Raw genomic sequence first — 18,224 nt, forward strand, 5'->3', positions numbered from 1 at the left:
ATAGGTCTTGGATGTGCCGCTAAGGTGAATGCGAGCGCCGCCTAACCTTGGCAATCGTGCCTCCGATTTCCTAAACAGTGTCATCCTGAGCCTTCTTTGGCGAAAGATCTCCCGCTATGTCGCAATCTTCAATGGCGTGTCCTGGCTCTTTCACGATTCCGGGCCAAAGCCAATATCCAGCAGTTAAGACGAAATATTCCGGGAGATCCTTCGTCAAAAGAAGGCTCAGGATGACAGAATCATAAGATTCGCGGGCGAATCTCCCGGAGCTCACATCCCTGCATGATTGCTGTCATCTCTGACCTGCACTTCGAAGAAGAAGCCTCCGACGTAATCAGCGGGAATGGCAAGCAAATCATCTTTCACCGCAATCTTGATCCGAAAGCCTACCGCAGCTTCATTTCCCATATGGCAGACGAAGCGCGACGGCGACGCTCGGAGCGTTTCGAACTGGTAATTGCCGGCGACCTCTTCGATCTCAATCGCACGGTGCTTTGGTTCAGCGACGACCTTCGGCCTTATGTATCGCTCGACGAGGTTTCTCCCGACTTGGAAAAGAAGATTCTGAAGATCGTCGATGCTGTAGCTGCCGAACCTGCAGTGAGCCGGACGCTGGAGCTGTTTCGCAACCTGGCCGCAGGAAAGTACAAAGGCCATGATCAAAAATCGCGCGATTGGGTCGAGCAGGAGTTTCCTTGCCCGGTGAAGATCACCTGTCTCTCTGGCAATCATGACCGGCTGGCCAACGCGTCAGACGCAATCCGAAAGCGAGTATGCGAGCTGATCGGCATCCAGTCCGTCGAGCGATTTCCGCATTATGCGCTCTTCAAGGATCCGGACGCGCTGGTTCGGCACGGCCACGAGTATGACAACAATAACTTCACCGTCGATTTTTCCAGAAAAGAACCGATTCCGCTGCAGGTCGAGGAAGCGGGTTACTCGCAAGCGAATTTCGGTGACTTCCTCACTATCGACGTTGCTGTCCGGCTTCCCTATCTATTTCGGCGAAAGTACGGGGATGAGCAGATCCTGAAAGATCCGGTTTTGGGATCGTTGTACCTTCGACTGCTGCAGTTCGACGATGTGCGTCCACAGTCGGCTTTGCTCGATTACATGCTGGATGATTCCCGCGGCAACTTTTCGGCGGAAGAGGCTTGGGAAAATTTGGTCCCGGTGCTGCAGGAACTCATTGCCGAAATCCACGACAACAAATTCTTTCGCTATTGGCTGTCCCGACGAGCCAAGCCCTGGGCGCCTGCTGAACTGGAGTTAGCGAGAGGACTGCTGCAGATGGGCGGATGGCGCAACCGGCCGGCGCGTGAGGCGGCGCGAAAGATCGCGCGATTCATGATGGGAGGAGAGCCCGATCAGCCGCAACTCTCGGCGATGCGAGAACAACTCGTGGTTGAGAACAAGGTCCGCGTGGTTCTTGCGGGACATACTCACTCGCCTGAAGTTTGCTTGATCAAGAGCGACGCGTCCGGGGATCGTTTCTACATAAACACCGGCACTTGGCGCGATGTGATCCCTTCCACACCAGATGGGAGAACTTTTGGCCGGATGCGCGCTCTTACCTACGTGACGCTTTACTCGAAGGCGGAGCAGGACGAATCGTGTAATTCGTTCGATTACTGGACGGGATTTACGAAGGACTGGTAACCAGCTTCTGAGCTGCTGAGCTCCTAAGCTTCCACGCTCTCGAGTGCTCCTTGGTTATCGGCTGACGCCCAGCGGCTTAGATGCGATTTGCTGGAAGGTATCACGCGCGGCGTCGATGGTCTGATCAATCTCTGCTTTTCTGTGCGCGATGCTGAGGAAGGCTGCTTCGAATTGTGAGGGTGGAAGATAGATGCCTCTGTCGAGCATGTCACGATGGAACTGCGCGAATTGTGCCGTATCTGATTTCGCGGCGTCCTCGTAATCAAAGATCTGCCCCGTTCGGAAAAACCACGTGAACATCGAGCCGACGCGTGCGCTGGTAACCTCAACTCCGTTCTCGCGCGCTGCTTCTGTGATGCCGTTCACCAGCGTTGAAGAGCTGCGCTCGAGCGCGGAATAAATTTTTGTACGATCTCGCTGCAGTCGGGTTACGGTTGCGATTCCTGCCGCCATGGCCAGGGGATTTCCGCTGAGCGTTCCCGCCTGATACACCGGGCCGAGCGGTGCGATCATGCGCATGATCTCGAGTCGGCCTCCGTAAGCTCCGACTGGCAAACCTCCGCCGATAATCTTGCCAAGCGTCGTCAGGTCTGGCTGCATGCCATAAAGCTCCTGCGCTCCGCCAAAGGCAACGCGGAATCCCGTCATTACCTCATCAAATATGAGGAGTGACCCCTGCTCGCGCGTGATCTCGCGCAGTTTCTGCAGATACCCTTCGCGCGGACGCACGCAGCCCATGTTGCCAACGATCGGTTCGACGATTACGGCAGCGATCTGATCTTTGTAGCGCGCGAAGGCCTGCTCAACGGCCTTCATCGAATTGAATGGCAGCGCCAGAGTGAACTGCGCCTGCTCGTCGAGGACTCCTGCCGATCCGGGAATGCCTAATGTCGCGACGCCGGAGCCGGCCTTCACCAGCAACGAGTCAGCGTGTCCGTGGTAACAGCCCTCAAACTTCACGATGTACTTGCGCCGGGTAAATGCGCGTGCCAGGCGAATCGCGGACATCGTCGCCTCAGTTCCCGAACTCACAAACCGCATCATCTCCATGGAAGGGAACGCGGCCTTCACCAGCTCGGCAAGCTCTACCTCAGCAGGAGTCGATGCTCCGAAGCTCGTACCATTCTGGGTCGCGCGAACTACCGCCTCGGTCACTTCAGGATCAGCATGCCCGAGAATCATCGGTCCCCAGGAGCCAACATAGTCGATATATTCATTACCGTCGGCGTCCCACAGCTTTGCACCTTGCGCACGAACGATGATCGGCGGATCTCCTCCGACAGCACGAAACGCGCGGACGGGGGAATTCACGCCTCCAGGAAAGAGCTTTTCGGCGCGTTGTTGCAATGCATGGGATTTAGCCGAACCAGGCATGGATATCCAGAGTATACGAGTTAGTTCTGCAGAAAGAGCGATTCGAGAATGGTCAGTTCGGTAAGATTAGATATGAAAGGTGTCATTTGAATTCTTCCATACGAAACATCGCCATCATTGCTCACGTTGACCACGGCAAGACAACGCTAGTCGACGGTATGCTGCGCCAGAGCGGCGCATTCCGCTCGAATGAAATAGTGGCCGAACGCGTGATGGACTCGAACGAACTCGAGCGTGGATCAACATTGTTGATACTCCCGGCCACAGCGACTTTGGCGGAGAAGTGGAGCGCGCTCTCAAGATGGTGGATGGTGTGATGCTGCTTGTCGATGCCAGTGAAGGGCCGCTGCCGCAGACGCGCTACGTTCTTAGCAAAGCTCTAGAAGCAGGACTGCCCCCGGTGCTGATCATCAATAAGATTGACCGTCCGGATGCTCGCGCGCAAGAGGTGCTGAATGAGGTCTATGACCTCTTCATCGATCTCGACGCGAAAGAAGATCAGTTAGGCTTTCCTGTTCTATATACCAACGCAAAAGCCGGCACCGCCTCAAGTTCGATCCAATCCCCGGCCACTGATCTCCAGCCGCTCTTTGATGCCATTTTGGAACACATCCCTCCGCCAAAGGGAGACTCGGCTGGAGCGCTTCAGATTCAGGTCGCCAACCTTGATTACAGTGACTATCTGGGGCGCCTGGCCATTGCACGCGTATTCAACGGCACGCTGAAGAACGGCGAAGAGGTCGCCATCGCGAAGCGGGATGGATCGTTTCAAACAGTAAAGATTACCAAGCTGTTCTCTTTCAGCGGACTCAAGCGCGTGGACATCGATCAGACGCAGCTCGGAGACATTGTCGCTGTCGCCGGTGTCACCGGAATCACCATCGGCGAGACCATCACTGGGATTGAATCGCCCGCGCCCTTGCCCCCGATCGTGATCGACGAGCCCACCATCGCGATGCAATTCACAGTCAACACTTCCCCGTTTGCGGGGCGCGACGGGCAGTACGTAACCTCGCGTAATCTGCGCGAGCGCCTCGAGAAGGAACTGCTGACCAACGTGAGCCTCAAAGTCGAAGAGACGGTCAACACGGACAACTTCAAGGTCATGGGGCGCGGCGAGCTGCAGCTTTCAATCCTGATTGAAACCATGCGCCGCGAAGGCTACGAGCTGATGGTCGGCAAGCCGGAGATTGTGACGCGCAGGATCGACGGCAAGCTCATGGAGCCGCTTGAGCACTTGACCATCGACATCCCTGAGAACTTCATTGGCGTGGTGATCGAGAAGCTTGGTCCGCGCAAAGGTGAGATGACCAAGATGCACAACCACGGCTACGGCCGGGTGCGTCTGGAATTTCGCGTGCCAAGTCGCGGATTGATCGGCCTCCGCAGCGAGCTGCTGACCGACACGCGCGGCACGATCATCATGAATTCGCTGTTCGATGGCTACACCGAGTACCAGGGAGAGATTCCACAGCGCCTGACCGGTGCACTGGTTTCGGATCGTGCCGGGGTCGCCACCGCCTACGCGCTATTTAACCTGCAGGAGCGTGGTGAGCTGTTCGTTGGTCCAGGGACGGATGTTTATGAGGGAATGATTATCGGCGAGAATGCGCGGGATGTTGATCTTGATGTCAACGTGGTGCGGGAGAAGAAACTAACCAATATGCGAGCTTCGACCGCCGACGAAGCGATTCGGCTTGTGCCCTATAAAGCTCTCAATCTTGAGCAGGCGATCGAGTTCATTGCGGACGACGAATTCGTCGAAGTGACTCCCAAGACGCTGCGTCTGCGCAAAAAGGTCCTTCAGGCAAACCGCCGGCCAAAGCGTGGCGCGCAGCTCGTCGGAGCCGAGAAGGATTAGCGTCGCGACTCAGCCGCGAACCATTCGTAACAGCGAAGACTGAACCCTATCGTAATCAGGTGTTTACCCGTTACGACTAAGACCCGGCTTGCTTTAGCCGCACAATGGATGTGTTAACTTTGCCACCGACGCGGGTCTAACGGCATTGGTGTGTCTCGACCTCGGTGATCTTGCGGTTGCAGACCGCACGTGCCGCTGCGCAGTCAAGCCGCCCAATTTCGTCAGCGTCACGTCGTTATCGTTTTCGGACTCATCCCATATGGCGCTTGGTTTCGGTTCCAATAAGACGAAGATCCTCAGCGCGGCTGAGAAGTTCGTCCAGTCAGGCAAGCTGCAGAACGCCATCGCCGAATACGAGAAGATTCTAAAACAGGATCCGAGAGATCTCACGGTTCTCAATACCGTTGGCGACCTCTACGCGCGATTGGGCCGGGCAGACCTCGCCGCAGATTACTTCCGAAAAGTTGCTGAGGCCTATTCCTCCGACGGCTTTGTCGTCAAGGCGATCGCCATCTATAAGAAGCTGACGAAGCTGAGCCCTAATGCGCTGGATTCGGTGGTTCGCCTTGCCGAGTTATATACGCAACAAGGCCTGTATAACGACGCGCGCGCGCAGTACTCCACAGTAGCTGACCAATATCTCAAGAACAATGATCGCGAGCAGGCGACCGGCATTCTCAAGAAGATGCTCGATCTCGATCCCGAGAATGCAGCGATGCAGGCCAAGGTTGCGGATCTTTACCTGAAGCTGGGCAAGAGCCAGGAAGCGCTTGAGATCTACTTCAATTCCGCGCAATCACACTACCAGCGCGGGTCGAATGATGCGGCAAACGAAGCGTTAGCGCGCGTTCTCAAATTGGATCCGAAGTACTCTCCAGCGCTTTTGCTGCGGGGACAAATCGCGGCCGCGTCCGGCGACAGCGCGTTGGCAGCCGAGAATTTCGCGAAGCTGCCTGATGCGGATTCTCGTCCCGAAGTGGTGCGGACACTGCTTCAGTCATACCTTCAGGCCGGCGATTTCGAGAAGGCAGATCCGCTGATCGCGAAGATCGTAGCCGAGCAGAACGACGCTTCGACGGTCACCATGTACGCGAATGTGTTGCTCGATGCCGGCAAAGCTGAGAAGGCGGTTAGCGTCTACGAGCGGTATGCCGACAAGTTTTTGCCGGGGAACAGCCAGGCACTGATGGATGCCCTTTCGGCGCTGGTTTCGAAAGCGAAAGAGAGCCCACCAGCGTTGCAATCAACCCTCGCGCTTCTGCAGAAGGCGGGTGCACCGCCAGCTTCGCTGTGTGAAGTGCAGGAATTGCTGGCGCATGCGTACGTGCAGGGTGGGCAGCTTCAGAAAGCTGCGGATCTCTATCAACTGCTAGCCCAAGCCGAGCCTGAGAATCCTCTGCACGAGCAGAACTACCGCCAGATTAACTCGCGCATGGGCAAAGACGCAGTCACGCGCGAGCTCTCAACGGAAGAAGGCGAGCGGGCGCTGATGGTCGACGCCCTCATGGGCGATGACCTCGAGGCTCCCCCAGCATTCGTTCAGGAATACTCGAGGGATCTCAGCGAAGAGATCAACTCGGCTCTCACCGATTCAGAACTCTTCGCCTCGTACAACGTTCCCGATAAGGCGATTGCTCCGCTCGAGCAGATTTTGCCTAAGGCGCCAAAGGACATTCGTGTGCGCCAGCGGCTCGCGGCGACGTACGCGCGAGTTGGTCGATTCGCTGATGCCGCGAATTCATGCATAGCTCTGGCTGAAGTACACGCCGAAGCGGGTTTTGAGCCCCAGACAGCGCAGTTCCGCGAGATGGCGAGGAAGTATCAGGAGCAGGCGGCGGGAGCCGCAGCCACCGCTCCGGTGGTCGACATCAATCAAACTCCAGCAGTGGAGCCGCCTCGCGAATTACGTTCATTTGGGGCTGAGCCTGCGCAGTTTGAAGCGTCGTCCGTTGCTCCGCAAGAGCCGTCGATTGCTGAGTTCGACCTCTCAGCGCTTCCCGTGGAAGAAATGCCAGCAGCGGCAGCGGAATTGACTCCGAATGAACCGGCGGAGGCCGAAGGCGTTAGTGAGTGGGAAGACATGCTCACCGTGGAATCTCCGGCCGCGGCGGAACAGCACGCAAAGCGTCCGGAGACGGTAGCTCGGTCCGGCGGAGTGCAAGAGATCACTGCAGACGGCACTCCGGACGAGATCCTGGAAGAAGCTCGTTTCTACGTGTCGCAGGGCATGTCCGCGGAGGCTGAAGCAGCCATCGCTCGGCTCGAGACAGTCGCCGCCAAACATCCTGCGCTTGAAGAACTGCGCGTATCCGCGAGAAAGTTGAAGGTCGCTCCTGCGCGTGCGGCGCAACCTGCCCCCGTGGAAGTCATTCCCGAAATTGAACACAAGCCAGCGGTGGCTATTGAAATTTCGGGCAAAGCCAAACCATGGGTGCCTGCCACGGCGCCAGAGGCGCCGCCAGCCGCTAAGACCGCTAAGAAGCCTCCGATGCCCCAACGTCCAGCAGCGGCTGCTTCCGCCCAGAACGAAGATGTACTCGGCGATCTGCTGGCAGACGATGCAGCCTCCGGATTGGAAGATCTGATTCCGGAGGTAGCAGCGGGCGAGCCGGCATCATTTACTGCGCCTTCGATTCGAACTTCTCCTGCTATTCCCGCTGTTCCATCACGTGCAGCGGCGCGAGCGCCGGCTGCCTCAGCGAATCCACTGGCCGGCATGGTTGCCGATCTGGAAGATGCACTTGGGGACCTCGCCCCTGCACCAACTCCGGCCTCCGCAAAGGCTCCTGGTCAGAAAACTGTTGCTGCTCCAGCGAGAGCGCGCCCGCAAGTGGCCGCTCAAGCCCGCGCAGCACTGTCCGACTCGGCAGATACGCTGCAGGCGAACTCAATGCTTTCCGATCTGCTCGATGAATTCAAGGAAGGCATCGACGAGCCCGCATCCGGCGGAGATGATCCTGAGACTCACTACAATCTCGGCGTCGCTTTCCGCGAAATGGGACTCCTCGACGAGGCAATTGGCGAATTGCAGAAGGTCTGTCGCGCTCTCGACAACGGTCATTCTTTTACTCAGTCGATCCAGGCGTACACGTGGCTAGCGCAGTGCCTGGTAGATAAAGGAGCACCACAAGCAGCAATCCGGTGGTATGAACGGGCACTGGCCGTGAGCGGCATCAGCGAAGACAGCCGCCTCGCTGTCTATTACGACATGGCGAATGCCTTCGAATCAGCAGGCAACAAAAAGGCTGCCCTCGACAACTTCATGGAAGTGTACGGAGCGAACATCGACTACCGCGACGTAGCCGACCGCATCCGCAGTCTCCGTACCTAAATGCTCTACAATCGAGCTTGATGGATCGTGAAGCCAAGACCTTGAGGTTTCCCGCTCACGATGAGCCGGACTCTGCATCTGAGCAGGACAGATCTGTGGCTTCTCGCGTCGATACCACAACTGCATTGCTCACGCCACCTCCTTCGAGCGAGCCCCCTCCGCCCGTGTGGATGCAGCGCTTCTTTCTGGTCAGCACGGTCATCTTTTGTTTGTGGGTCGGACTGGTTCTCTGTGTTCTTCCCTGGCTCCCGGCTTGGACGGAGAATGCTCTCGTAAACGATTTTCCGGGACTCCGCTCGTTCCTGGGCACAGGATTCATTCGGGGCTTGGCCAGCGGGTTGGGCCTGCTGGACCTCTGGATCGGCATCTCCGAAGCCGTGCATTATCGCGATCGGCGCTGAGCCGTCTGCATCTCTCTTCCCACTCCTGTAAGCTTGAATCCAGACTAAAGGCCAACTTCAACTTTCTTGCTCATGCCACAACACGAGAAACCGATTCTTGAAAAAGCTCCTCTCGCCTACGAGAACCCACAATTTCTAAACAGCCCTGATGGACGTGGCATGCGCATCCTGGCCGAATATCAGGAGCCGCTGGCGCGTTTCCGTCGTGAGCGCATTCAGGACACCGTCGTCTTCTTTGGTTCTGCGCGGTTTGCCAATCTTTCTTCGGCTCAGACAGCGCTGCAGCTTCTCGAGAAACCGGGTTCCGCAATTCCAGCTCCGGAGCGAGAGCAACCTGCGACTCTCGACGGGGCTCTGCATGGCCGGGAAAACTCTCTCAAATTGAAGAGAGCTCAAGCCGCAGTGGCAATGGCGCGCTATTACGAGGAGGCTCGACGGCTCGCGTTCCTGCTCACGAAGTGGTCGATGAAGCTGCATTCCAAGCGGCATCGGTTCGTGGTGACGTCGGGCGGCGGTCCGGGAATCATGGAGGCGGCGAACTTGGGGGCCAGCGAGGCCGGCGGGAAGACCATCGGACTCAATATCCGACTGCCTTTCGAGCAATTCCCGAATCGGTACATTACTCCCGAGCTCAACTTCGAGTTCCACTACTTCTTCATGCGCAAATACTGGTTCGCGTATTTATCCAAGGCGCTGGTGATATTCCCCGGTGGCTTCGGCACACTCGATGAGTTATTCGAGATTCTGACCTTGGCACAGACGGAAAAGCTGGCAAAGAAAATTCTGGTGCTGATCTACGGCAAAGAATATTGGAACCGCGTGCTCAATCTCGATGCTCTGGTTGATACCGGAACTATCTCTCCGGAAGACAAGGAGCTTTTCTGCTATGTCGACACTCCGGAAGAGGGATTTGAAATATTAAAGGAAGGCCTGACCAGGTATCACCTTCAGCCGCAACACCTTCCCGCCCCCGAACCAGACAAGGAAGAAGCGAAGGACCAGGGCGAGGCACCGGAGATTGCGAAGACGCGTGGCTAGTTCGATGTCTGCTCCGGCACTTTCTTGCCGTTGAGAATGCGTCGAATGGTGTGGTCGATCTCTTCAGGCTCGGCGCTGAAGAGATGATGGTCCGCATCGCGGACTTCAGGGCTGATGCGACAAAGCTCAAGAATCTCCGCGCGATCGCAATGCTTGCGAGTCAGATTCGCCATCTCGCGCTTCTGACCACCCTCGATGGCAACGCCCAAGATCACGAGATCAAAATCGGCCGACTTCAGAACATTGTGTGTTTCTCGAATATTGGCGGTAGACACTACTTCGAAGCCCCGGCTTTGGAGCATCATGTGGCGCGTGACACGTAGAGCGTCGTTGCTTGCCACGGAGAGAATTTTCTTGCGCATTCAGTTTGAGAATTGCAGGAGTAGTGCTCCTACTTTATCAAATCCGGAGTTGGCGTCGGAGGTTCCGCGATTTGCGCGGGACCATGTGCGAATTTATACTGGCAGGTTTGCTCGGGCGGCAGGTTTCAAGATAGAGCCCCCGTCTAGCCTGCGCCAATCGCATTTCCTAATCCGACCTCAGCGAGATCATCCATGACGACTCAGACCAAGGAACCCGGCGTCAGCAATTTCTCCGCCGAACAGGAATTCAACCCATGGGAGGCTCAGGCTGCGCGCTTCGATTTAGCCGCACAGAAATTGAAGCTCGATCCCGGCATCTGGAAGGTGCTGCGCTATCCCAACCGCGAGATCATCGTGCACATTCCCGTGCTGATGGATGATGGCAGTATTGAGGTTTTCACCGGATTCCGTGTACAGCACTCGATCGCGCGCGGACCGGCAAAGGGAGGCATTCGTTATAGTCCCGATGTCTCACTCGATGAAGTTCGCGCCCTCGCCAGCTGGATGACATGGAAGTGCGCTGTGGTGAACATTCCGTTTGGCGGGGCTAAAGGCGGAGTTATTTGCGATCCGAAGAAGCTCTCGTCTACGGAACTGGAAAAGATTACGCGTCGCTACACCGCCGAACTCATCGAGTTCATCGGTCCTGAGAAAGACGTTCCCGCTCCCGACATGAACACTAACGAGCAGACCATGGCATGGATTATGGACACCTACTCCATGCACATGCGTCAGACCGTCACAGCCGTGGTCACAGGGAAACCGTTAAACATCGGCGGATCGCGCGGACGTCGCGAAGCAACCGGACGCGGCCTGATGATCGTTTGCAATGAAGCCGTGCGCAAGCTCGGCATGCAGCCGGAAAGTACGCGCGTCATCGTGCAAGGCTTCGGCAATGTCGGTTCCAATGCCGCCAAGCTGATGAGGGATGTCGGCTATAAGATCATCGGGATCGGCGAGTACGATGGCGGTCTTTACAACAAGAGCGGTATCGACGTGGATGCGCTAACTGTGCACCGGCAACGGAATGGCACCATCACTGAATTCAAAGGCGCGGAGGCGATAAGCACCAATGAGCTGCTCGTCACAGATTGCGACATTCTCATTCCGGCAGCCATCGAGAATGTGATTACCAGCCGCAACGCCGATAAGATCAAAGCGCGAATCATTGCGGAAGGCGCGAACGGACCAACGACTGCTGTGGCTGATGACATGCTCGCCGACAAGAACATTTTCGTAATTCCAGACATTCTCGCGAACGCCGGTGGAGTGACTGCATCGTATTTTGAGTGGGTACAGGATCGCCAAGGCTTTTTCTGGAAGGAATCAGTGGTGAACGAGCAGCTCGAAGACATTCTCAAAGAGTCGTTCGATGAAGTCGTTCGCTACTCCGAGACACACAACGTGAACAATCGCATCGCCGCGTATATGCTCGCAGTAGATCGCGTGCAGTTCACAATTCGCCAGCGCGGAATTTATGCGTGAAGAAGCAGCAGAACGGCAGCGATTAGCAATTAGCGATTAGCTACGCCTGCATGAAATAACGGAAGATTTTGCTTCCGCTTACTTGCATATTGCTTCACCTCGGGTGTCTTGTTCCAGTGGCCTGGGCGCCGTCTCTAACAGCTATAATTAAAAATTGCGTTGGGGTCAGCTTTTCGCTAATTGCTTATCGCTAATTGCTAATAGCTGCTGTTTAGAAAGGTCTGCATGCCTACAGATGTAATCATGCCTCAGATGGGCGAATCCATCTTCGAAGGCACTCTTACCAAGTGGTTGAAGAAGCCGGGAGACAAAGTTCAGCGCGACGAGCCGCTCTTCGAGATCTCCACTGATAAAGTCGACGCCGAGATTCCCGCGCCGGCAAGTGGGGTATTGAAGGAAGTCAAGATTAAGGAAGGCACCACCGTTCAGGTAAACACAGTCGTAGGCGTGATTGACGTCGACGGCGCTGGTGGCGCCGCTCCGTCGGTTCCGGCCAAAGCTGCGGCGCCTGAGCCGCCGAAAGCCGCTGCACCGCCTGCTCCCGCTCCAGCACCTCCGGCGCAAGCGCAGCCCGTTGCGCCATCGCAGGAGGAAGATGAAACCGAAACTTTTGCCGCGTCGAGTGGTCAGTCTTCGAACGTCACCGAGATCAGCACGGGCGATGGTGATCGCGTCCGATCCAGTCCTCTGGTCCGAAAGATCGCCAAAGAGAACAATGTAAATTTAGGTCAGGTTCCCGGAACGGGAATGGGCGGCCGTATCACCAAGGAAGATATCCTGGGATTCATTCAGAAGTATCCTGCGGGCGCGCCCGCACAGGCTGCAGCGCAGCGTCCAGCGGCTGCTGCGCCGAGCGCACCTCAAGCAGCAGCCGTTCCTGTCCCGACGCTGCCTGCTCCTATGCCAGGCGAACTCGTGCCGATGAGCAAGATGCGCTCGATCATCGCCCGGCGCATGGTCGAATCGAAGCACACCAGCGCGCACGTCCATACTGTGTTCAAGGTGGACATGACGCGAGTCGTAAAAATCCGTGAGCGAGAGCGCGCGAAATTCGAAGCTCGTAACGGCGTGAAGCTCACTTACATGCCGTTTATCGCGCGCGCTGTGATCGCCGGCATCAAGCAGTTGCCGATCGTCAACTCATCAGTCGAAGGCGATGGCATCCGCTATCACAAGAACGTGAACATCGGCATTGCGGTTGCGCTCGATTGGGGGTTGATTGTTCCAGTCGTGAAGCAGGCGGAAGAGCGAAGCTTCGTCGGCCTGCAGCGCGCAATCAATGATCTCGCTGAGCGCGCGAGGGCAAAAAAGCTGCTGCCGGACGAGGTTGCCGGTGGCACGTTCACGATTACCAATCCGGGAATCTTCGGCCCGCAGTTCGGCACGCCGATCATCATGCAACCGCAGGTAGCGATTCTCGGCATGGGCGGGCTCTTCAAAGAGCCGGTCGTGATTACGGACAAAGATGGAAACGATCTGATCGCGATCCGCTCCATCATCCGCCTGACGCTCGGCTATGACCACCGCATCATCGACGGAGCGGATGCCGACAAGTTCATGGTAGCGCTGCGCAATTACCTCGAGAACTGGAGCGAGGATATCGGGTAGCAACACAGTAGGGACGCAGCATGTTGCGTCTCTACTGATTACGCCAGCAGCTTCGTCAATCCATCCTCATCGATGACGGGAATCTTGAGCTCCTGCGCCTTATCCAGCTTTGAACCAGCATCGCTTCCTGCAAGTACGTAGTCGGTCTTTTTACTCACGGACCCCGACACCTTCCCCCCGGCATCTTCGATCATCTTTTTTGCTTGATCTCGACTGAAGTTGGGCAACGTGCCGGTCAGCACGAAGGTCTTTCCCGCTAGTTTTGTGCCGCGCTGCTTCTTCTGGCCCTCAAACTTCAGGCCAGCTTTGCGCAGACGCTCGACCAGCTCGCGATTGCGCGGCTCGGAGAAGTATTCGGTGATCGCTTCCGCTACGCGTGGACCGACTTCGTTCACCTGCTGCAGCTCGTCAAAGCTCGCATTCATGAATCCATCCATGCTGCCGAAGTGCTCAGCAAGCAATTCAGCCGTTCGCTCGCCGACGAAGCGGATTCCCAATCCGAGAATCACGCGTTCCAGCGGAAGCTGCCTGGAGTTATCGATCTCGCGCAATAGATTCTGCGCCGACTTCCTGCCAATTCGTTCCAGCGACAACAGCTTCTCTTCGGTAAGTGAGTAAATATCGGCAACGTCTTTCACGAGTTGCCGGTCCGCGACTTGATTCACCAACGATTCACCCATGCCCTCGATGTTCATTACCCCACGCGAAGCGAAGTGCAGCAGACTCTCGCGCAACTTGGCCGGGCACTTCGCATTCACGCAGCGATGGTCGGCTTCGCCCTCGGCGCGCACCACTTTCCCCCCGCATTCTGGACAGTGTGTCGGAAAGTCGAATGTGCGACTTCCACGTGGGTGATCCTTGTCATCGATGACCTTGACGATCTTCGGGATGACGTCGCCACCGCGTTCTACCAGTACCCAGTCGCCGATTTTCACGCCTAATCGATTTATTTCGTCCTGGTTATGTAGCGTAGCGCGCTTAACGGTAGTTCCCCCGATCGGAACTGGACGCAACGCGGCCAGCGGAGTCAGCTTGCCGGTTCGCCCAACCTGCACAAGGATGTCTTCAATCTGCGTGGTACCGGAGCGCGCCGCATATTTGTAGGCGATAGCCCAGCGCGGAGCTTTACCAGTAAAACCAAGCTGCCGCCATAATTGCGAAGAATCTACTTTGACGACAATCCCGTCGATTTCGTAGGGCAGCTTCTCGCGCTGTGCCTCCATCTTGTTGATGAACTCCAGTATTTGGTCGAGATGGTTGGTCCGCAGACGATGTGAATTCACTTTGAACCCGCATTTCTCGAGGGCTTCGAGGGATTCAAAGTGGCTCGGCAGAAAAATGTTGCCATCCCGCAGTAAGAAGTAGGAATAGAAATCGAGCCGCCGTTCAGCGACCGTACCTGGATCGAGCATGCGAATGCTGCCTGCAGCCGCGTTACGCGGATTCGCCGCTCGCGAGAGTCCCTGCTGCTCGCGCTCGTCATTCATACGCAGAAACGACTTGATCGGCATGATTACTTCGCCGCGTACTTCAAACTGCGGCGGAAGCCCGGCCGCAGCCAGTTTTTTTTGATCGATCCGAAGTGGAACTGCCGGCATCGTTCGCACATTGCCGGTGACGTCCTCACCGGTGGTGCCATCGCCGCGCGTCAGTCCGCGAACTAATTGGCCATTGTCGTAAGTAAGCGCAAGCGACATGCCATCGAGCTTGAGTTCGCAGACGAAATCGACGCTCTTCCTGCCGGTCAATTCGTAGACGCGACGCGCCCAGTCGCGAAACTCCCCTTCGTTGTAAGCGTTGTCGAGCGACAACATCGGACTGGAATGTTTCGCCTTGGGAAACCCCTCGCGCGGCTTCCCACCTACGCGCTGCGTCGGAGAATCAGGAGTAATCAGGTCAGGGTGCTCAGCTTCGAGCTTCTTGAGCTTCTGCATAAGCAGATCGAAGTCGGCATCGCTGATCTCGGGATCGTCGAGAACGTAATAGCGGTGTTCGTGATGTCGAATCTGATCACGAAGAGCTTCGATTTCGCGTTCGAGAGTTGCTGAGGGTTTGGCAGACATCGTCGGAATGTCAGAAGGATATCAAGAGCATGGATGAGCGTTGCGCGAATGCGGCGAAAGCTAAAACCGAAAATTGAACACGGAGGACACGGCGGCTTCGGAGCAGGCAATACATGAAATCAATTTCGCTTTCAGAACTCAGTTACCTGACTTTTTCGCCGCCTCCGTTGCCTCTTTGCCCTCCTGTTCAATTTTTCAGGTTTCGATCGCTACATGGCACACGCGTCCGACGATCATCGCTGATGCCTCTCTTCCCTCCAGGGGCAGAACGCTCACAGGATGCGCCTGATTGTGCGGACGCAGAACCAAGTGATCGCCGTCTCGCTCCACGTATTTGATGGTGCACGTGCGATTCCGATGCACGGCATAGATATTGGCTTCATTCTTTCGGTACGGTTGCAGCAGGTTGTAATGGCGATCGATCAGCACGGTCGCGCCGGGCAAGAGGCGCGGATACATGCTGGCCGCTTCCTGAGCATCGACTTTGATCAGTACAAAACGCTGCCATTGCTCTCTGCCGGAGCCGAGAGCAGGACGCAGCCGTCGCAGAAATGATTTCTTGAATTTCAGAATGTCGCGCACATTATCGCGAGTGATACTCGGAGCCGTGGCAGCGACCTCGGGCTCGGTGAGAACGACATTCTCAAAGTCACCCTCAGACGCCGTGATGCTACTGGCCCGCTTGTTGATCTCTTCGCGATTCAGCAAGTCATACACCGAAAGATTTTGCGCGCTCAGGACTCGGTCCATTCCCTCCAGGCTGAGCGATCGCTTGCGATTCAGAAAGTTGGAAATGTAGGCCTGCTCGAATCCGGTCTGCTTCGCCAACCCGAGCCCGCTAAGTTTCTTCGCCTTGATGCGCTCCCATAAGACGCGGCGCAGCTCTTCCTGCAGAGCGCTGGCATTCATTCCGCGAATATATCAGTTGGATATAGAGTTGAAACCGCAATATGTTACGCGCCGAAGCGAGCTTCCGCGCAGCGCTGTGCCGTCTCCAGATCCGACTGCATGCGCGCGAGCGCTTGCTGATGGTTCGCGTCAGCGTCAACTCGAATTGGACTGCGCACGTAACAATGAACGCGTGAGAAAGGTTTGGGAAGGATAAACGCGTCCCAGGTCCGCAGAATCCAGGCGCTTTCGGCAGCTACATAAAAAGAGAAGATAGGAGCGCCGGTGAGCCGCGCCAGATGAATCGGTCCCGGCTTGGCAACGTACCGCGGACCGCGAGGACCATCGATGGTGAAGCCGACAAAGGCGCCTGCTTCCAGCTCGCGCTGCAACTCGCGCAGTGACTGCACGGCCCCGCGAGAGCTCGATCCACGGATCGCGCAAAAGCCGAGACGCTCGATGATCCGGGCGATGTATTCACCGTCGTAACTGCGGCTGGTGAGTACGCGAATCCCATGGTTCCGAAACAGGTATGCGGCAGCGAATACGCACCGGTGCCAGAAGCAATAGATCGCCGGACGCGTTCTCGGCTCGTTTTCCGAGCCAGGTTCATACGTGATCGAGACGCGCAGGGTAGGGCCGATGAGTCGGATTGCCAGAAAGCCTGCCCACGAGATCAGCCAGAGCGAGAGCCTTTGTTTCAGGGAAAAGCGCGAGGGCGGCACCGCGTCCGGAGACGCTCCTTCAATGGGATCTTCAACAGACGCTGCCAGATTCCGGTCCACAGCAGTATTCTAGGAGGAGCACACAGCTAGACCTGCGGAAAAACTAAAGACATCGCAAATAAATTGTTCGCCGGCCCTGGCGAATGTCTTTCGCAGGGAATAACGAAGGAAGCCAACATTTGCTCCGTCAACTGCGCAGTTTTCCCAACCTGCTCACCCTGCTTCGTCTCAGCTTCATTCCTTTTATCGTCAGCTCCATCCTCGACGGCCACTATGAAGTGGCGCTTACTCTTTTTATCCTCGCCGGCATCAGCGACGGACTCGACGGACTCCTCGCCCGCTCGCTCGGCCAGCGTACCAAGCTCGGAGAGTATCTCGACCCAATCGCCGACAAGCTGCTGATCAGCACCTTGTTCCTGATCCTCTCCATAACCCACCGCATCCCGTGGCGCATCACCGTCATCGTCTTCGGCCGCGACATCATCATCCTCGTAGTCTGCACGCTCGTCTACGCCACGACTCCTCTCCGCGACTTCAGCCCTACCATCTTCGGCAAAGCCAACACCGTGGCTCAGATCGTCGCGCTCGGTGCGACGATTCTGGTGGAGGTGAAACCGTGGGTCTGGGTAGAAGCAGTCAAGCAGGCAGGACTGTGGACGGTCTTCGCCCTCACCATCATCTCAGCGCTCCACTATGTCTTCCTGCTGATGGTGCGCCTGCGGGCGGTGACGCACAATGACGGCAAGGCCGCCCGGACGACCTAGCGTCTTCCGCCGAAGGGCACTTGCTTAAATTCACTGTTATTACGCTGTTAAGGATCGGAACAGTGAATTAACAGTGAAATTATCAGCGTATTTAACAGCGAATTTTTTTCAAGAGCGGAAACCCGCATAAACACTGGGCAAGACCAGCTTGGCGGGAAAATAACAGCGAATTGCGGGAATTTCCGATCCGCTGCAACAACGAGCCTTTTCGATCGCCCAGCAACTGCGTTTCTAGCTCCATCCCATGATCGAAAGGACTTAGCCGAGCCGATCCCATCGTGATCCCATGAGGTCCATGGGATCGATCCCCATCGTGCCAGGGGATCAGGATGGGATATCCCACGAATTTCAGTGGGATCATCATGGTATCGAGGTGGGATCACGATGAGGTTCCATTGGCCATACTTCTCGCCTCTCGACAGACAGTAGCCAGCCCGCAACCGCTTAGTTCCCGAATTAGCACCGAACTTCGACATTCCTACTGCTGTGCTACCACGAATTGCGGCCACAAGGGAAGTGGCAAAAATGCCACAGAATGATCAAAAACCGTCGGTCTAGCGGAAAGCTGTGCGCCGGGTTCTATAAAAGGCGATGTCAAGAGCAAACACTTCTCCTGATCAGATCTGAGAGCGAGAATGTGTGCGAAGATGTGTGCAACTTCGGGT

Annotated in this window: 14 protein-coding genes and 1 pseudogene; 8 read left to right on the forward strand and 7 right to left on the reverse strand. The window is 56.4% G+C overall.

The window, feature by feature from the left end; all coding sequences use genetic code 11:
* Positions 1-70: 70 nt before the first annotated feature.
* Positions 71-274, reverse strand: coding sequence for a hypothetical protein (locus DMG62_15365; GenBank protein PYY22102.1), 204 nt, complete (start codon positions 272-274; stop codon positions 71-73).
* 8 nt (positions 275-282) lie between these two features.
* On the opposite strand from DMG62_15365, the gene DMG62_15370 reads away from it, so the two are divergent.
* Entirely contained in the window at positions 283-1,659 is a 1,377-nt protein-coding gene (locus tag DMG62_15370; GenBank protein PYY22103.1) for a hypothetical protein, read from the forward strand.
* A 54-nt stretch (positions 1,660-1,713) separates the two neighbouring features.
* Here the strand turns inward: DMG62_15370 and hemL are convergent, their stop codons facing one another.
* Positions 1,714-3,033, reverse strand: a complete 1,320-nt coding sequence (gene hemL, locus DMG62_15375; GenBank protein ID PYY22104.1) for a glutamate-1-semialdehyde-2,1-aminomutase — start codon at positions 3,031-3,033, stop codon at positions 1,714-1,716.
* Positions 3,034-3,119: 86 nt separating this feature from the next.
* Here hemL and typA point away from each other — a divergent pair.
* The 4 genes and pseudogenes from typA to DMG62_15395 all read left to right on the forward strand — a co-directional run bounded on the left by typA (position 3,120) and on the right by DMG62_15395 (position 9,664).
* Positions 3,120-4,894, forward strand: a pseudogene (gene typA, locus DMG62_15380) (translational GTPase TypA).
* Between the two features lie 259 nt (positions 4,895-5,153).
* Positions 5,154-8,225, forward strand: coding sequence for a hypothetical protein (locus DMG62_15385; GenBank protein PYY22105.1), 3,072 nt, complete (start codon positions 5,154-5,156; stop codon positions 8,223-8,225).
* A 20-nt stretch (positions 8,226-8,245) separates the two neighbouring features.
* The gene (locus DMG62_15390; GenBank protein ID PYY22106.1) at positions 8,246-8,626 is read left to right on the forward strand and encodes a hypothetical protein; all 381 of its coding nucleotides are present in this window, start codon (positions 8,246-8,248) and stop codon (positions 8,624-8,626) included.
* A 72-nt stretch (positions 8,627-8,698) separates the two neighbouring features.
* Complete coding sequence (locus DMG62_15395) at positions 8,699-9,664, forward strand: TIGR00730 family Rossman fold protein (GenBank protein ID PYY22107.1); 966 nt, start codon at positions 8,699-8,701, stop codon at positions 9,662-9,664.
* Here DMG62_15395 and DMG62_15400 read toward each other — a convergent pair.
* A complete protein-coding gene (locus DMG62_15400; GenBank protein PYY22108.1) occupies positions 9,661-10,026 on the reverse strand; it encodes a hypothetical protein in 366 nt (121 codons plus the stop codon). The genes DMG62_15395 and DMG62_15400 overlap by 4 nt on opposite strands.
* A gap of 192 nt (positions 10,027-10,218) precedes the next feature.
* On the opposite strand from DMG62_15400, the gene DMG62_15405 reads away from it, so the two are divergent.
* Together DMG62_15405 and sucB are read left to right on the forward strand one after the other, a co-directional pair.
* The gene (locus DMG62_15405; GenBank protein PYY22109.1) at positions 10,219-11,511 is read left to right on the forward strand and encodes an amino acid dehydrogenase; all 1,293 of its coding nucleotides are present in this window, start codon (positions 10,219-10,221) and stop codon (positions 11,509-11,511) included.
* Between the two features lie 225 nt (positions 11,512-11,736).
* Complete coding sequence (gene sucB / locus DMG62_15410) at positions 11,737-13,119, forward strand: 2-oxoglutarate dehydrogenase, E2 component, dihydrolipoamide succinyltransferase (GenBank protein ID PYY22110.1); 1,383 nt, start codon at positions 11,737-11,739, stop codon at positions 13,117-13,119.
* Between the two features lie 38 nt (positions 13,120-13,157).
* On the opposite strand, the gene DMG62_15415 is transcribed toward sucB, so the two are convergent.
* The 3 genes from DMG62_15415 to DMG62_15425 all read right to left on the reverse strand — a co-directional run bounded on the left by DMG62_15415 (position 13,158) and on the right by DMG62_15425 (position 16,855).
* On the reverse strand, positions 13,158-15,182 hold the full coding sequence (locus DMG62_15415; protein PYY22111.1) for a DNA ligase (NAD(+)) LigA: 2,025 nt from the start codon (positions 15,180-15,182) through the stop codon (positions 13,158-13,160).
* A gap of 195 nt (positions 15,183-15,377) precedes the next feature.
* Positions 15,378-16,091 (reverse strand): hypothetical protein, encoded by a 714-nt coding sequence (locus DMG62_15420; GenBank protein PYY22112.1) that lies wholly within the window; start codon positions 16,089-16,091, stop codon positions 15,378-15,380.
* Positions 16,092-16,135: 44 nt separating this feature from the next.
* Complete coding sequence (locus DMG62_15425; GenBank protein ID PYY22113.1) at positions 16,136-16,855, reverse strand: hypothetical protein; 720 nt, start codon at positions 16,853-16,855, stop codon at positions 16,136-16,138.
* A gap of 83 nt (positions 16,856-16,938) precedes the next feature.
* Between DMG62_15425 and DMG62_15430 the strand changes: the two genes are divergently transcribed.
* A complete protein-coding gene (locus DMG62_15430; protein ID PYY22114.1) occupies positions 16,939-17,559 on the forward strand; it encodes a CDP-alcohol phosphatidyltransferase in 621 nt (206 codons plus the stop codon).
* Between the two features lie 91 nt (positions 17,560-17,650).
* On the opposite strand, the gene DMG62_15435 is transcribed toward DMG62_15430, so the two are convergent.
* Positions 17,651-17,923 (reverse strand): hypothetical protein, encoded by a 273-nt coding sequence (locus DMG62_15435; GenBank protein ID PYY22115.1) that lies wholly within the window; start codon positions 17,921-17,923, stop codon positions 17,651-17,653.
* Positions 17,924-18,224 lie beyond the last annotated feature (301 nt).

This window comes from Acidobacteriota bacterium (assembly GCA_003225175.1).
Lineage (GTDB): Bacteria > Acidobacteriota > Terriglobia > Terriglobales > Acidobacteriaceae > Gp1-AA112.

Excerpts from the sequence above, each read along its gene's own strand:
- DMG62_15370 (PYY22103.1), top strand. The coding sequence starts at position 283 with ATGATTGCTGTCATCTCTGACCTGCACTTCGAAGAAGAAGCCTCCGAC.
- hemL (PYY22104.1), bottom strand. The coding sequence starts at position 3,033 with ATGCCTGGTTCGGCTAAATCCCATGCATTGCAACAACGCGCCGAAAAG.
- DMG62_15385 (PYY22105.1), top strand. The coding sequence starts at position 5,154 with ATGGCGCTTGGTTTCGGTTCCAATAAGACGAAGATCCTCAGCGCGGCT.
- DMG62_15390 (PYY22106.1), top strand. The coding sequence starts at position 8,246 with ATGGATCGTGAAGCCAAGACCTTGAGGTTTCCCGCTCACGATGAGCCG.
- DMG62_15395 (PYY22107.1), top strand. The coding sequence starts at position 8,699 with ATGCCACAACACGAGAAACCGATTCTTGAAAAAGCTCCTCTCGCCTAC.
- DMG62_15400 (PYY22108.1), bottom strand. The coding sequence starts at position 10,026 with ATGCGCAAGAAAATTCTCTCCGTGGCAAGCAACGACGCTCTACGTGTC.
- DMG62_15405 (PYY22109.1), top strand. The coding sequence starts at position 10,219 with ATGACGACTCAGACCAAGGAACCCGGCGTCAGCAATTTCTCCGCCGAA.
- sucB (PYY22110.1), top strand. The coding sequence starts at position 11,737 with ATGCCTACAGATGTAATCATGCCTCAGATGGGCGAATCCATCTTCGAA.
- DMG62_15415 (PYY22111.1), bottom strand. The coding sequence starts at position 15,182 with ATGTCTGCCAAACCCTCAGCAACTCTCGAACGCGAAATCGAAGCTCTT.
- DMG62_15420 (PYY22112.1), bottom strand. The coding sequence starts at position 16,091 with ATGAATGCCAGCGCTCTGCAGGAAGAGCTGCGCCGCGTCTTATGGGAG.
- DMG62_15430 (PYY22114.1), top strand. The coding sequence starts at position 16,939 with ATGTCTTTCGCAGGGAATAACGAAGGAAGCCAACATTTGCTCCGTCAA.
- DMG62_15435 (PYY22115.1), bottom strand. The coding sequence starts at position 17,923 with ATGATGATCCCACTGAAATTCGTGGGATATCCCATCCTGATCCCCTGG.